The organism is Pseudonocardia sp. CA-142604, from assembly GCF_050948475.1.
GTDB lineage: Bacteria > Actinomycetota > Actinomycetes > Mycobacteriales > Pseudonocardiaceae > Pseudonocardia > Pseudonocardia alaniniphila.
Genome location: NZ_CP192045.1, coordinates 9399625 through 9413574 on the forward strand (window position 1 = coordinate 9399625; position 13950 = coordinate 9413574).

16 protein-coding genes are annotated in these 13950 nt (G+C 67.8%); 9 read left to right on the forward strand and 7 right to left on the reverse strand.

Annotated elements, in window-relative coordinates:
* The first annotated feature begins 162 nt into the window (after positions 1–162).
* Positions 163–702 (forward strand): GNAT family N-acetyltransferase, encoded by a 540-nt coding sequence (locus ACQPZQ_RS42885; RefSeq protein ID WP_433290187.1) that lies wholly within the window; start codon positions 163–165, stop codon positions 700–702.
* A 66-nt stretch (positions 703–768) separates the two neighbouring features.
* On the opposite strand, the gene ACQPZQ_RS42890 is transcribed toward ACQPZQ_RS42885, so the two are convergent.
* Positions 769–1569, reverse strand: coding sequence for an SDR family NAD(P)-dependent oxidoreductase (locus ACQPZQ_RS42890; RefSeq protein ID WP_433290188.1), 801 nt, complete (start codon positions 1567–1569; stop codon positions 769–771).
* 312 nt (positions 1570–1881) lie between these two features.
* On the opposite strand from ACQPZQ_RS42890, the gene ACQPZQ_RS42895 reads away from it, so the two are divergent.
* Positions 1882–3105, forward strand: a complete 1224-nt coding sequence (locus ACQPZQ_RS42895; RefSeq protein WP_433290189.1) for a serine hydrolase domain-containing protein — start codon at positions 1882–1884, stop codon at positions 3103–3105.
* Positions 3106–3120: 15 nt separating this feature from the next.
* Here the strand turns inward: ACQPZQ_RS42895 and ACQPZQ_RS42900 are convergent, their stop codons facing one another.
* From ACQPZQ_RS42900 to ACQPZQ_RS42915, 4 genes are all read right to left on the reverse strand, one after another.
* The gene (locus tag ACQPZQ_RS42900; protein WP_433290190.1) at positions 3121–3966 is read right to left on the reverse strand and encodes a hypothetical protein; all 846 of its coding nucleotides are present in this window, start codon (positions 3964–3966) and stop codon (positions 3121–3123) included.
* Between the two features lie 183 nt (positions 3967–4149).
* The gene (locus tag ACQPZQ_RS42905) at positions 4150–4689 is read right to left on the reverse strand and encodes an AAA family ATPase (RefSeq protein ID WP_433290191.1); all 540 of its coding nucleotides are present in this window, start codon (positions 4687–4689) and stop codon (positions 4150–4152) included.
* 49 nt (positions 4690–4738) lie between these two features.
* Positions 4739–5263, reverse strand: coding sequence for an N-acetyltransferase family protein (locus ACQPZQ_RS42910; protein WP_433290192.1), 525 nt, complete (start codon positions 5261–5263; stop codon positions 4739–4741).
* Between the two features lie 89 nt (positions 5264–5352).
* On the reverse strand, positions 5353–5784 hold the full coding sequence (locus tag ACQPZQ_RS42915) for a MarR family winged helix-turn-helix transcriptional regulator (RefSeq protein ID WP_433290193.1): 432 nt from the start codon (positions 5782–5784) through the stop codon (positions 5353–5355).
* 65 nt (positions 5785–5849) lie between these two features.
* Between ACQPZQ_RS42915 and ACQPZQ_RS42920 the strand changes: the two genes are divergently transcribed.
* Positions 5850–6698, forward strand: a complete 849-nt coding sequence (locus ACQPZQ_RS42920; RefSeq protein WP_433290194.1) for a nitroreductase/quinone reductase family protein — start codon at positions 5850–5852, stop codon at positions 6696–6698.
* Positions 6699–6712: 14 nt separating this feature from the next.
* On the opposite strand, the gene ACQPZQ_RS42925 is transcribed toward ACQPZQ_RS42920, so the two are convergent.
* Together ACQPZQ_RS42925 and ACQPZQ_RS42930 are read right to left on the reverse strand one after the other, a co-directional pair.
* A complete protein-coding gene (locus ACQPZQ_RS42925; RefSeq protein ID WP_433290195.1) occupies positions 6713–6919 on the reverse strand; it encodes a hypothetical protein in 207 nt (68 codons plus the stop codon).
* Positions 6913–8286: an MFS transporter gene (locus ACQPZQ_RS42930; protein WP_433290196.1), complete on the reverse strand. Its 1374-nt coding sequence runs from the start codon at positions 8284–8286 to the stop codon at positions 6913–6915. The genes ACQPZQ_RS42925 and ACQPZQ_RS42930 overlap by 7 nt, the downstream gene beginning before the upstream one ends.
* A gap of 135 nt (positions 8287–8421) precedes the next feature.
* Here ACQPZQ_RS42930 and ACQPZQ_RS42935 point away from each other — a divergent pair, with 135 nt between their 5' ends.
* From ACQPZQ_RS42935 to ACQPZQ_RS42960, 6 genes are all read left to right on the forward strand, one after another.
* On the forward strand, positions 8422–9123 hold the full coding sequence (locus ACQPZQ_RS42935; RefSeq protein WP_433290197.1) for a GntR family transcriptional regulator: 702 nt from the start codon (positions 8422–8424) through the stop codon (positions 9121–9123).
* 84 nt (positions 9124–9207) lie between these two features.
* Positions 9208–9804: a hypothetical protein gene (locus tag ACQPZQ_RS42940; protein WP_433290198.1), complete on the forward strand. Its 597-nt coding sequence runs from the start codon at positions 9208–9210 to the stop codon at positions 9802–9804.
* 59 nt (positions 9805–9863) lie between these two features.
* The gene (locus ACQPZQ_RS42945; RefSeq protein ID WP_433290199.1) at positions 9864–10295 is read left to right on the forward strand and encodes a MarR family winged helix-turn-helix transcriptional regulator; all 432 of its coding nucleotides are present in this window, start codon (positions 9864–9866) and stop codon (positions 10293–10295) included.
* A complete protein-coding gene (locus ACQPZQ_RS42950) occupies positions 10295–10639 on the forward strand; it encodes an ester cyclase (RefSeq protein ID WP_433290200.1) in 345 nt (114 codons plus the stop codon). The genes ACQPZQ_RS42945 and ACQPZQ_RS42950 overlap by 1 nt, the downstream gene beginning before the upstream one ends.
* A gap of 548 nt (positions 10640–11187) precedes the next feature.
* Positions 11188–11373 (forward strand): hypothetical protein, encoded by a 186-nt coding sequence (locus ACQPZQ_RS42955; RefSeq protein WP_433290201.1) that lies wholly within the window; start codon positions 11188–11190, stop codon positions 11371–11373.
* Between the two features lie 67 nt (positions 11374–11440).
* Positions 11441–13942 (forward strand): ABC transporter transmembrane domain-containing protein, encoded by a 2502-nt coding sequence (locus tag ACQPZQ_RS42960; protein ID WP_433290202.1) that lies wholly within the window; start codon positions 11441–11443, stop codon positions 13940–13942.
* The last annotated feature ends 8 nt before the right edge of the window (positions 13943–13950 follow it).

Consider the following 13950-nt stretch of genomic DNA (forward strand, 5'->3'; position numbering starts at 1 on the left):
ATCGTGCCCGCCTTCGCCTGCGTGTCCCGATGCGCTGTCAGCAGTGAAGCAAGACGGATGGCTGCCCTCAAGCGATGTGACGTGCCAGCGTTCCGTTGAAGACGGGCCGACGGCGGCGCCGTCCGGCTGGGCGGGTTACCCGTCTTCTGCGAGGCTCGTTGCATGGACGCGTCGCACCCCGGTGACGGCACGATCGTTCTACGACACTGGGCCCCATCGGACGCGGAGTGGTACGCGCGCTGCGCCAGGGACGTCGAGATCCAGCGGTTCACAACCGACGCCTCGAACCTGACCGCGGCGGATGTAGCGGATGCGATCAGCGCGCTCTCGACGGACCCACGACATGAAGGGTTCCTGATCTCGGATGCCCGCACCGGGGCCCGCCTGGGCAACATCGCCCTCGACCACGCGGATCGGACAGGCGAGATCTCGTACTGGGTGGCAGCCGAGGTGCGGGGCCGAGGCGTAGCGCGTCGAGCCATCACGCTCCTGACGCGCTGGGCCTTCGCTCACCTGGATCTCCATGTGATGCGCCTGTGGACCCACGCCGACAATGCCCCTTCCCGAGCAGCCGTTGAACGCGCAGGGTTCATCCGTGATCCGTCGGGAGACCAGCTGCGCGAAGTCAAGGGCAAGATGTGGCCGACCGTCGCGTACGAATTGCGTCGAGCCAGAGCCGAGAGCCTGGACTCAACGGTGTGATGCCGGCCGTGCTCCCCGTTGCGAGCCTCACCCGTTCGATCGCGGGCCGAGCAGCTCAGGAACGGGTCACGCCGCTGCGCGCAGGCGCACCGTGGCGGCTTCGGCGGGCGGCTGCTGCTGGCGGCCACGACCAGCCAGCTTCGCCAGCGTGCGCAGCGTGCGGCGCGGGAGCTCCAGCAGGTCGACAACGGCCCGGTAACGCCAACCTGGCACGGACAAGGTGCGGCCGCGCGCGAGATCGGCCAGGCACTCGTCGACCACGGCCTCGGGCTCCAGCCACATCGCCGACGCCCCCTCCGGCACCGGGTGCTTGCCGGTGCGCATCCGGCCGGCGCAGAGCGCGATCATGCCCACGCCGGTGCCTGCGAGCGACGCCGAAACCGTGTCGGTGAACGTCAGCACCCACGCCTTCGTCGCTGCGTACGCGTTGCCCGGACCGGCGAGGTAGCCGGCGAAGCTCGCCACGTTGACGACGCCACCGCGGCCACGCTCGATCATCCCCGGCAGGGCAGCCCTGGTCAGCCGCATCACCGCCGTGACGTTGGTGTCGATCTCAGCCTGCAGGTCCCACATGTCGGCGACCGCGAACTGGCCCTCACCCTCGACGCCGGCGTTGTTCACCAGCAGATCGACCGGCCTGCTGCGATCAGCGAGCCGACGCTGCACCGCGGCCAAGCCCCGCTCGTCGCTGAGATCGGCGACCACGACCTCGACCGCCACCCCGCACTGCCGTGCCGACGCCGATACGCGCTCCAACCCCATCCGATCGCGAGCGACGAGAACGAGGTCATGGCCGTCGCGGGCAAGGCGAGTGGCGAACACGGCACCAAGACCGCGGCTGGCTCCGGTGACGAGTGCAGTAGGCATGATCCGGACGCTACGGATCATCGACTGAAGGAACGCTGAGTTGCTGAAGGGACGCTGAGTTCCTGAATACCCGCTGAGAGCGAACCTGAGCAGACCGCGTGAGTCGCCCATATCAGACATCAAGACGAGAGGGCGCGACCTCCACGACTACGGTCCCAGGATCAGAATTTCTCCGACGACAGGAGCGATGGCTCGCGGAACATCAGCACACGAAAGCATGCAACACCGCCGCTCTATCGGTGGCCGCGCACTAGTCTCGGAGGCCCGATGCGCGCGTGTTCCGAGAATTGATCAGATCGAAGGGATGACGCAATGCGCAAGGCGACCGTCCTGGCGGCCCTTGTCGTGATCCTCGCCGGGTGCACGTCCTCGAGCAACGGCGCCCCGTCCGCGGCCGGACCAGGTGCGTCGATCGACCCGGTCAAGGCCGATGCCGTGGTGAAGGTCGTGCGCGACACGATGACGACCGAGCACCTGAAGGCGGTGCTCGTCCGCGTCACGATCGATGGCCAGGACGTCATCACACAGGCCTTCGGCGAATCGATGACCGGTGTTCCTGCCAGCACCGACATGCACTTTCGCAACGGTGCCGTGGCGATCTCCTACATGTCCACGCTGCTGCTGCAACTCGTCGACGAGAGAAAGGTCAGCCTGGACGACAAGGTGTCGACGTGGCTGCCCGACATCCCGCACACCGACCAGGTCACCCTCGGCCAGCTCGCCCAGATGACATCGGGATACGTCGACTTCGTTCAGGAACCCGAGTTCATAGCGGCGAGCTACGCCCAGCCCTTCAAGCAATGGACGCCGGAGGAGCAACTCTCCTACGCGGTCTCGAAGCCGCTGATGTACGAGCCCGGAACGAACTGGAACTATGCGCACACCAACTACGTCATCCTCGGATTGGCACTGGAGAAGATCACCGGTCAAGACCTGGCGACGGCCTTGCGGGAGAAGACCCTCGGCCCGCTCGGGCTCGACAACACCACGGACCCGGGCACGGCAGCCATCACGGAGCCCGTGCTGCACGCCTTCAGTTCCGAACGCCGCCAGGCCCTGCAGATCCCGGCCGGCGTCCCGTTCTACGAGGAGTCGACCTACTGGAACCCGTCGTGGACTCTCGCTCGGGGTGCCATCCAGACCACGAACCTCCACGACCTCAGCGTGACCGCGGCAGCCATCAACTCCGGTCAACTGCTCTCACCCGAGTCCTACGCCAAGATGGTGTCCACAGAACTACGAGGAAGAACGACGGCGATTGCCGGTTGTGCCGCGTGCTTCGACCAGAACATCGCCTACACCTACGGTCTGGGCGTCGTCATCAGTGGCAACTGGCTCCTGCAGAACCCACTGTTCTCGGGCGAGTCCGCGGTCGAGGCGTATCTGCCGTCGCAGAAGATCGCCATCGCTGTCGCGGTCACCTACCAGCCCGAGGCATTCGATCCCACCACCGGCGCGTATACGAACGTCGCCGACAAACTCTGGCGACAGATCGCCGCCCAGGTTGCGCCGTCCGACCCTCCGCCGATGAAGTAGCCGGCTCGCGGCCTACTACTCCGACTCGTCCGACTCCGTCTGTTCAGGCGTCGACGATCCGGGGTTCGACGGCGGGGACGTCGGCCGCTCAGGTGTCGACTGCTCAGGTGTCGACCGTTCAGGAGGCGACGACTCGGATGTCGAGGGCGCAGGCTTCGACGGCGCGGTCGTCGGCGGCCGGTCGGGCTTCGACGGCGCGAGGCTCGGCCGCTCCGGCTTCGACGGCGCAGGCATCGGCGGCTCGGGCGGCCGCACGGGCTTCGCCCGCTCCGGCTTCGCCGGCCGGCTGTCGGGCAGCTCTGTTCGTTCGGGCGGCCGCGGCGTACGGGCTGAACGGTCGGGCTCCTCGGCACGGGCGGTCCGGTCGGGGCGACAGCCGCCGCCCCGCGCCCCGCTGAGGTCGATGCCACTTCGCTGCTCGCCCGCTGCACATTCAGGCCGCGCCGGTCGTTGCGGACGTCTCCACGTATCCACGGTTCGCAGTGTGCAGTCGAGCGCCCGGTAAGCCAATTTGTCGTTCTTCGCGGCAAATACTCGAAGCTCCATCAGCAATGACCGTGCGACACGCTCGCTGTTTCGGTGCAGCGCCTCGACCCACACCTTGAAGTTCGGCGCGTTCGCGTACTCGGAATCCAAGTCCGTGAAGCACGAGCTCAATGCCGCCGTGAGGCGTGGATCATCGAGATCACCTGGGCCGATGGCCGGAACAGGCCGCAGCGACGCAGCAGCAGGGGCCGCCGGTGGCGGCAGCCATGATTCCGACGTGGCCATGGACAAGCCCGTGACACTTCCCAGGACAATGGCGGTCACAACGGCGGCGCCGAGGATTTTCTGTGCTGCCGCACGGCGCCGTTCGTTCATCACACCCCCAGCGACCGCCCGGCTGCCGTATCAGCAAATCAAGCGACCAGGGTCCACCCAAGTTCCCGACATGACAACGCCACGCGACCCTGATCTGCACAATCATCGCAATATTGGCCTGACCAGCCGAAGAAATTGCGCTGTTCACTCGATCCACGGGCTCCGTACGGACCACGTGACACGTCAAGCGAGGCGGTATCGACCCGACGCCACAGCTCGCCGGACTTCTGCAGCCGCCTGTCTCTCGGCGAGGGCGCTGGTGTCGATCACGTGGTGCTCGAGTTCGTCGAGCACTGCGAACTGCTCGTACAGGCCCGTGATCGCACCGACGTCCTTCAGTTCGTCGTCGGCGCGCTCCCTTGCGCGGGACAGGGTGACCTCCAGGGTCGGACGCAGGACCACGTACGACATCTGCAAGTGGTCACGTTCCGCGGCCGACCGGAACGGGCCCAGGAACCACGGGCCCACGATGCCGTCCACCACCACGTCGTACCCACCTCGCGCGAAAGCGGTGACAGCGGCCTGGATCGCGTCGACGACGACCTCGTTCTGGCGCTCGGATTCAGGGAGGTACGGCAACACGAAGCCGGTGCGGATGGAGCGATAGAAAGAGTCCGTCACCAGATGGACCGTCGGCCGCGCAGCGTCACCGGCAACCAGTGCGGCCACGCTCGTCTTCCCGGCACCCGGCGGCCCGGTCAGGATGATCACTTCACCCTTCACGACAGGCGACGCTAACCACGAGATCGGTGCGAGAGAAGTCATTTCCGATTCACACAGCCGTCAGTGCTCGATGCATCCGCCGCTCACGGAGTTCTACGCCGCCCGGCCCCCTGTCGACCTTGAACTGCCCGTCCTCAACCCATCCGGCCTGCTCGTAGAAGCGCAGTGCTCGGTCGTTGCCCTCGAGCACCCAGAGGGTGGCGGCGCTGAACCCGAGATCCCAGAGACCGGCGACCACGGCGGTGTGAAGACGGCTTCCGATGCCTTGCCGCCAGTGGCCCGGCTGGAGGTAGAACGCGCCGAGCTCGCCCACGTCGCCACCGGCGTCGCCGTCCCGGCTCGCGCCGATCGACGCGAATCCCAGAACGGCGCCGCGACGTGCCGCGACGTAGACCGAACTACGCGGCGACAGCTCACCGAGGATCGCGCTCCACATCTGTTCCCGACCGGCGACCGACAAGCCGTCCAGCACGCCCTCGGGGAGCAGATCGCGGTAGGCCACCTGCCAGGAAGCGACGTGGACTGCCGCGATCGCGCCCGCATCGCTCACCTCTGCAGCGCGGATCTCGATCACGGCCGGAGGCTGCCACGGAGGCCTCTTCCACCGCTGCTGTTTTGCTCGCGAGCGGCGACGAGGTCGAGCGCCATTCGGCGGACGTCAGCTCAGAGGGCGTCTTCGTAGGTCTTCAGAGTGGTGATGAAGAGGGCTCGTTCGGCGTCGGTGAGAGGTTCGAGGGCCAGGCGCCAAGCGCGGGCGCTGCGGGCCAGCCAGGCGTCGATGGCGGGGCGGTGGTCTTCGGCGAGGGAGACGATGGCGCGGCGGCGGTCGGTGGGGTCTTCGCGGCGGTCGAGGATGCCTTTCCGGGTCAGTTCGCCGACCATCAGGCTGACGGTCGCGGGCGTGACCTCGAGGCGTTCGGCCAGGTCGTTGACGCCGAGTGGGCCGTCGAACAGCAGGTAGGCGAACAGACTCAGGTGCCGAGGCGCGAGGTTCAGGCCGGCGAGTTCGTTCGGCACCTTCATCCGCTTCGTCCGCCCCACCATCCGCGGCATCAGCAGCAACAACGTCCGGATGCTGTCGTCGACGCTTGACATGCCTTTGTCTCCAAAACTACTTTGCTTGCAAAGCTAAACTACTCAGGCAGGGTGAGGGTAACCGCATGGATCCCAACCGCGAGGTCATCGACGAGTTCCGGGCCAACTCCGGCCGCGTCCCGGCGGCGCTCGGCGGCATGTTCAAGGACGCGAACCTGCTGTTGCTGACCACGACCGGCGCCCGCTCAGGCCGTCCGAGCACCACCCCGATCGCGTTCGCCGAGGACGCCGGTCGCCTGATCATCTTCGCCACGAACGCGGGTCGCCCGCAGTCGCCCGCCTGGCTCCACAACCTCCGGGCCAACCCGACCGTCACCGTCGAGATCGGCGACACCAGGTACGACGCGCTCGCCACCGAAGTCACCGGCGCCGAGCGCGACCGCCTGTACGACGAACAAGCGACCCGCGAGCCCGCCTTCGCCGCCTATCAGCAGAACACCTCCCGCGTGATCCAGGTCGTCGCCCTCACGCCGGCGCGGGTCGGCGCCGCGACCGCGCAACTGAAGGAGATCCACGCCGGCCTCCGGAAACAACTCGACGACACGTTGACAGCGGTCGACACCTACCTGGCCGGCAACGGGCGACTCCCCGATTCGGCCAACGAGCTCCAGCGGCACTGCCTCTCCTTCTGCGGCGCGTTGCACGCCCACCACTCCCGCGAGGGCGGCGTCTTCCCGCGCCTGGCTGCCGACTTCCCCGAACTCAAGCCCGCTCTCGACCACCTGACGCGCGAGCACGAAGCCGTTGCCGCGCTCAACGTGCAGATCACCGAGACGCTGGCCCTGCTGACCGCAGCACCTTCGCGCGAGGTCGCCGTGCGACTGCGCGACGACCTTCACCGGCTGGCCGAGGACCTGGACGAGCACTACGCCTACGAGGAAGCCCACCTCGGCCCGGCCCTCGACGCCGCCTGACGTGTTCCGGGTGGTCACCGATTGGTCTGGTTCAACGGGCAGTCGAAGCACCTCGGCCGACCGATCCCGGCCCCGAGCTGCTGCTCGTCGAGCCAGACGGCGTGACGGGCGGCGGCGATCCTCGTCCACGCCCCGTTGCGCGCCAGTGCGTCGGCCCATCCGATGATCACGGCGATCCCGACCAGCACAGCCAGCCCGGCGACCACCACCGTGATCAACACGGCCCGCTGCCGTCTCGTACGGGCGCGCTCCGGTCCTCGACGCCGGCCCGGAACTCCGCATCTCCGGCGGTGAGATCGGTCCGCGCGGTCTCCTTCGCGATCAGCACGCACAGCACCGTGACCGCGAGGACGACCACCGCGTACAGGGACACCACCACTGAGCTGTCGTAGCTGCTCAACAAGGCCGTCGCGATGATCGGAGCCAGTGCACCTCCCACGACACCGGCGAGCTGGTACCCCATGGAGGCGCCGCTGTAGCGCACCTGCGTCGGGAACATCTCGGCGATGAAGGACGCCTGCGGGCCGTACATCGCAGCGTGCAGCACCAATGCCACGACGGCGGCCACGACGATCAGCGGGAAGCTCCCGGTGTCGAGCAGCGCGAAGAACGCGAACGACCAGATCGCGGCCCCGATCGCCCCCGCGAGGTAGACCGGCCGCCGACCGATCCGGTCGGACAACGAACCGAAGAACGGAATGAACGCCACCTGGCACGCCGCGGCGATGAGCACGGCGTTGAGGGCGTAGCTCTGGGGTAGCTCCAGGTAGGTCACGACGTAGGTGGTGATGAAAAGAACGAACAGATAGAACGCGACATCCACTCCGAGCCGTGCCCCGACGGCCAGAAGCACCTGCCGCGGGTACCGCCGCAACACGTCGACGATCGGCGCCTTCGCCTTGACCTGCTTCGTCTCGACCTCCTGGAACAGCGGGCTCTCCGCGACGGACAACCTGATCCAGAGACCGACAAGCACAAGGAGACCACTGAGCAGGAACGGGACGCGCCAACCCCAGGACAGGAACGCGCCGTCCCCGGTGACCCCGCCCATCAACGACAGCACGCCGTTGGCGAGCAGAAGACCGATCGGCACCCCGACCTGCGGCCAGCTCGCGTTGAGCCCCCGCTTGCGGGGGTCGCCGGACTCGAGAGTCATCAGGACGGCCCCGCCCCACTCCCCGCCGAGCCCCAGTCCCTGCAGGAAGCGCAGGGCCACCAGCAGTACCGGGGCCCAAACGCCGATCGTCGCGTAGGTCGGCATCAGGCCGATCGCGAACGTCGCCACGCCCATCAGCAGCAGCGTGGCAACGAGGACGTTCTTTCGTCCCACCTTGTCGCCGTAGTGCCCGAAGACGATGCCGCCCAGCGGGCGGGCGATGAATCCGACGGCGTAGGTGGTGAAGGCCAGCAGGGTGCCCACGAGCGGCTCGAAGCTCGGGAAGAACAGCTGGTTGAACACGAGCGCCGCGGCCGTGCCGTAGATGAAGAAGTCGTACCACTCGAGTGACGTGCCCACGAGGCTCGCGACGACGACCCGGCGGACTGAGGACGGTTGCAGAGCAGCTCGTTCCACGGACGCAGCTGACATCGGTTCTCCTCGACCTTCGACGTGGGGTGAGATGCCAGTCACAGTAGGGATTGTCAACAATCTAACAAGAGGGAGGTCCACTCACCCTACGAAGGCCGGGGTAGGGTGACGGCCAACCGAAGGAAGGTGGCCCCCGTGACCGCGGCCGATCCGGTCGACGCCGTGATGGCGCTCCCAGCCCTGCCGAAGCGCGTGAGCACCGCAGAGCAGGCCGCCGAGACGCTCCGGCGGCAGATCGCCGACGGGAAGCTGCCGCCAGGCACCAAGCTGCGGGAGGAAGCCGTGGCCGCGGCCCTCGCGATCTCCCGCAACACGGTTCGCGAGGCATTCCGGCTGCTCGCCCACCAGCGGCTGGTCGAGCACGCTCTCCACCGTGGGGTGTACGTGCGCACCGTGACCGCCGCCGATGTGCGCGACATCTACGAGACCCGCCGTCTCATCCAGCCGCTCGGGATCGACGCCGCTCTCCACAACAGCGACGTTCGCGACGCACTCACCGCACGCGTCGCGACCGCCACCGAGGCTGCCGAGCGCGAGGACTGGGACGCGGTCGGCACGGCCGACATCGACTTCCACCGCGTTCTCGTGGAGGCGTGCGGCAGCACCCACATCACCGCGATGTTCGAGCACGTACTGGCCGAGCTGAGGCTGGCGTTCCTCCTCATGCCCGATCACCAGGACCTGCACCAGCCCTACATCGAGGGCAACCGCCGCATCGCCACCTTGCTCGACGCGGGGGACCGGGCGGGTGCACTCGCAGAACTGCGCGCTTACCTCGACGCCGCCGAGGCACAGCTGCTCGGGGTGATCATCGAGGTTCCGAGCGAGGCCGACTGAAGGACCGGCCGCACAGATCGGCGCTGCCGGCTGCTGCGGAGACCCGCGTCGTAACGAAGATCGGCGGGCCACCGACCTCCGGGCGTGTCGACGAGCATCGTGTTATTGCTGGTCGGAGTCGGCTGCGGCGCCGGCTTCGCGGCGCTCGCGGTGTACGGGCAGGTAAGCGGCGGCACCCGACTACGGAACGTCGGGTGGGCCGTCCCCGCCGGAATCCTCGTCGTCGGGAGCCTCCTCGGCGTGGGGGCCTACTGGCTCGACTCGAGCATCGCGCGGACCACCCTGTTCGAGGTGGACGCCGACGGCTCGACAGGGGTGGCGGTAGGCGCCCCGGCCCCTGTTCGCGAGTTCGACATCCACGTCGAGCACCCCGGCGTCGAGCACACGTTGTTCGTCAACCCCATCAACGACGACAGCGGCACCGACCCCAGCGCCTCCGTGGAGTTGCACGTCCGCCTCACCGATCCGGCGGGCGGGGTACTGGCGGACCAGCCGCTACTGCTGGAGCTCGAGTGCAGACCGGCGGGCTGCGGCTGGCAGGACTGGACCACGCCCTTCACCCCCACCACGGCCGCGCCGCACCGGCTGTCGGTCACCGTGCGGACGGTCGACGTGCCGGCCGTACACCTGCTCGTCACCGACCCCGAGAAGACCGACGGCGAGCGCGCACCCGGCTACTGATCCCTCGCGGTTCCCCGGCAACGTTTGACGTCATCAAGAGTTGAGGCTACAAATCATCGGTGACCGAGGAGACACCAGAGGACACGTTCTTCCGCGAGCTCGCCGAGACCTGCGGCGACCTGCGGCACGCATTTGCCGAGCACGTCGGCATGAACGCCCAGCGGGTGCAGGCGCTCGTCCGGCTGCGACGGGCCGGGGAGACCAGCCACAGCGCATTGCGCCAAGCCATGGGCCTCGACGGCGCGACCGTCACTCGACTGGTCAAGCAGTTCGAGGCCGAGGGACTCGCCGGCCGCCGCCTCGACCCGGCGGACAACCGCTACACCCTCGCCGCACTCACTTCCGCAGGCGAGCAGGTGGCTGCCGACCTCGAGCGGTCGCACCAGGCGTACCAGGAACGGCTGCTCGCCGGGATCAGCACAGCTGAGCAGAACACAGTCCTGCGCACCCTGCGGCGCATCCGAACGAACATGACCGAGCAGGAGCGATGATGAGCAACGAGGTGCGGGAAGCCGCCCTGCGGATGTATGCGGCGTTCAACGCTCACGACCACGAAGCCGCCGACTCCATATTCACCGCCGACTTCTACAGCCATCCGCTGGGCACCACCGGCCCGGCCGGAGTCACACGGTCCTGGCAGCGCTTCCACGACACGTTCCCCGACGCCCAGGTGGTCGTCGAGGACATGGTCGTGGAAGGGGACAGGGCCGCCGTCCGCACGAGTGTGCACGGGGTGTCGGACGAGCAGGCGCCGACCATGCTGGAGATCTTCCGGGTACGCGACGGGCGCATCGCCGAGTTGTGGGGGCTCTCCGCCCTCCGGCGAGACATATGACGGGCAGACGGTTGCGAGCCGTCAGCACGCACTGCTCGACGTGAGGGTGGCCGCAGCACAGTGGTCGGCCGCAACACCGAGCCATCACCGCAACCTGCGATCACTCCGCGCCACAACGGATCCCGCCTCCGCCGATCCTCCATAGTGGTCGGCGTCACTACGTTGATCTCTACGCAGGTCAGATGCGGTGCAACCCGGCGATCTCGGGTGATGCGCGAACACCCGGTGAGCGTCCGGGAATGCACGGGCATACCCAGGACGAACCCGCCACGACGGGATTCACCCGATCAGCGGCCAACCTGACCGGGTCGTACTGTTCGGAGCAACCTCAGCGCCCAGTTTTATCCGGTTTCAACGGATTCCGACTATCCACGATCTGTCCGATTTCATCCGGATTCGCCAGGTTCGGCTGCGCTATCCAGGCGAGATCACGAGTTCATGAGAAACAGGTTGCGGTTGGGCTCCGATGTACCTGATGCGATCCCACTCCCCGGGGTCACGAATCGGACCTCGCTCCCCGAGGTACGAAACGCTAGGAAAGGAACGACATGGCTAACTTCGGCTGGAGCCCCTCCAAGGGATGCAAGGACGCCCCGAAGGGGCACGACCACGGCCATGACCACGGCCACGGTCACGACGACCACGACCACCGCCCGGTGAGCTGGCACCACAAGCACAACCACCACAACCGTCACGACGGTGGCAAGAACCACTCCGGCGGCCACTGCCGCTGAGCTTCTTGACTACACGCGGCCCCACCCGACATGCGCGGGTGGGGCCGCGTGACGGAGGGGGTCTTTCATGTCAGCCGTATCGGCCGATGCCATTTCCGCTGGCACGGCGCCCGAGAACGGACCGGCGGACGACGACGGTGCCGGAGGCGGGACGTCGCTGGTCGAGCAGGCCCCCCGACTGAAGGTCCGGTCGATCTTCCGCCGGTTCTGGCCCGAGACCCGCCCGTTCCGCGGGCGCATGGTGCTGAGCCTGTTGCTGGCCGCGATCAGCCCGGCGCTGGCAACCGTCAGTGTCTGGCTGTTCAAAATCCTCGTCGACGACGTGCTGACCCCGCACGATTACCGGTTGTTCCCGGCGGTGGCCGCCGCGTACCTGGGAATCACCCTGCTCGAGGGACTACTGAACTTCACCGACCAGTACATGTCGGTGTGGGTGGGCGAGCGTTTCGTTCTCAGCCTGCGGGTTCGACTCTTCGCACATATCCAACGACTATCTCTTGGATACTTCGAGAGAAACCAGCTCGGTGACATCCTCTCCCGCCTGACCGGCGACGTCGGCGCGATCGAGTCGCTGGTCCTGACCGGCGTCAACGTGGCACTGAGCTACACGTTCCAGATCGCATTCTTCACTGCCGCCATGTTCTATTTGAACTGGCAGCTGGCGCTGGCCGCATTCGTCGCCGCGCCGGGGTTCCTGTTGTTGGCCCGAGTGTTCTCGCGGCGCATCAAGGACGCCTCACGGGAGCGCCGGCGCCGCTCGGGTTCGATCACGGCGGTGGCCGAGGAGTCCCTGGGCAACGTCGCGCTGGTTCAGGCCTACGACCGTGAAGAACACGAGGTGGACCGGTTCCAGGAGGAGAACCTGGGCAGCTTCCGGGCCCAGATGACCGCCACCAGACTCGAAGCGCTGTTCTCCCCGTTCAGCAGCCTGCTCGAGACGATCGGTGTGCTGCTCGTCGTCGGCATCGCGGTGTGGGAACTGGCCAACAACCGGATCACTCTGGGTGGTCTGCTGGTCTTCGTCGCCTACCTCACCCAGCTCTACGGACCCATCAGCGGCTTCGGCAACCTGTGGAACTCGCTCTACTCCGCGAGCGCCAGCGCCGAGCGCATCATCGAGGTCCTCGACGAGGAGCCCGGCGTCGTCGAGCCCGAGGTCCCCCGCACCTTGGCCCGTGCCTCTGGCGAGGTTCGGTTCGAGGACGTCGAGTTCAGCTACCCGGGCACCGACAAGGCGGTCCTGCGCGGGATCAGCTACCAGGTCCCGCCCGGCACCAAGGTGGCGATCGTGGGGGCGAGCGGCGCGGGCAAGACCACGCTGACCAAGCTGATGCTCCGTTTCTACGACCCCGCCAACGGCCGGATCACGCTGGACGGGCGCGATCTGAGGGATCTGTCGCTGAGCGATCTGCGGCGCAACGTCACAGCGGTTCTGCAAGAGACCCTCGTGTTCGACGGCACCGTGGCCGACAACATCCGTTACGGCAAACCCGACGCCACCGACCAGGAGATCACCGCCGCTGCGGTCGCCGCGGACGCGCACGGGTTCATCTCCGCGTTGCCCGAGGGCTACGACACCCGGATCGGGCAGCGCGGCCGAATGCTCTCGGGTGGCCAGCGCCAGCGCCTCGCGATCGCCCGAGCCATGATCCGCGACTCACCGGTGCTGCTCCTCGACGAACCGACCACCGGTCTGGACGCCGAATCGACGCAGCGGGTGCTCGAGCCGATGCGCAGGCTGATGAGTGGCCGAACGACGATCGTCATCTCGCACAACCTCCTCACCGTCACCGACGCCGACCAGATCCTGTTCCTCGACGGCGGCGTGATCACCGGTATGGGCACCCATCAGCAACTCCTGGGCCGTCACCCCGGCTACACACGGCTCTACCAGCTGCACCATCCCGACCAGCCCAGTCAGCCCGTCGGCCCGATCGCTGCAGGCGCGGCCTCGGGCCGCGCGCCGGTCGGCCCTCCGGCCAACGCGCCCACCACCAGCTTTCCCGTGGCCCGGCCGCGATGGGCGGCTGCGGACAGCACGTCGGCGACCACACGGTTCGCCCGCATCCTCCCGGCCCGGCCCGTCAAGACGCTCGGCCGGGACTACCCGCCCCCTGCTGCGCCGTCCCGCACGGCCGGCACACCGGCAGGTCGCGACACGACGGCGACCACCAGCAGGCTTCCGGTCGTGCCCTCCGCGGGCTGGAGCAACGGGCCCCGTCCCACGCCAGGACGGCATCGCGCCGCGGCCGAGAACCCGCCGCAGTCTGCCCCAGCGCCCAGGATCCGAGCCGACCACCGTCCACGATCGACGTTCGACCGGCTTCCCACACCGCAGCCGCGCACGCTTCCTCCGCAACCCGCGGTGCTCCCCCCACGAACCGAGTACCGGCAGCCGCCTGCGCAGCGCGACCGCTCCGACGCCTCCTTCCCGGGACGTCCGGTCACACCGCCGTCGCCGCGCCACCGCCACGAAACCGGCCCGCCGAACGGCCACCATCGCGGACACACCGGTGAGACGCCGGTGCCACACCACGGCGAGGTCGCACGCACCGGACTGCGGAGATGACCGCGCGC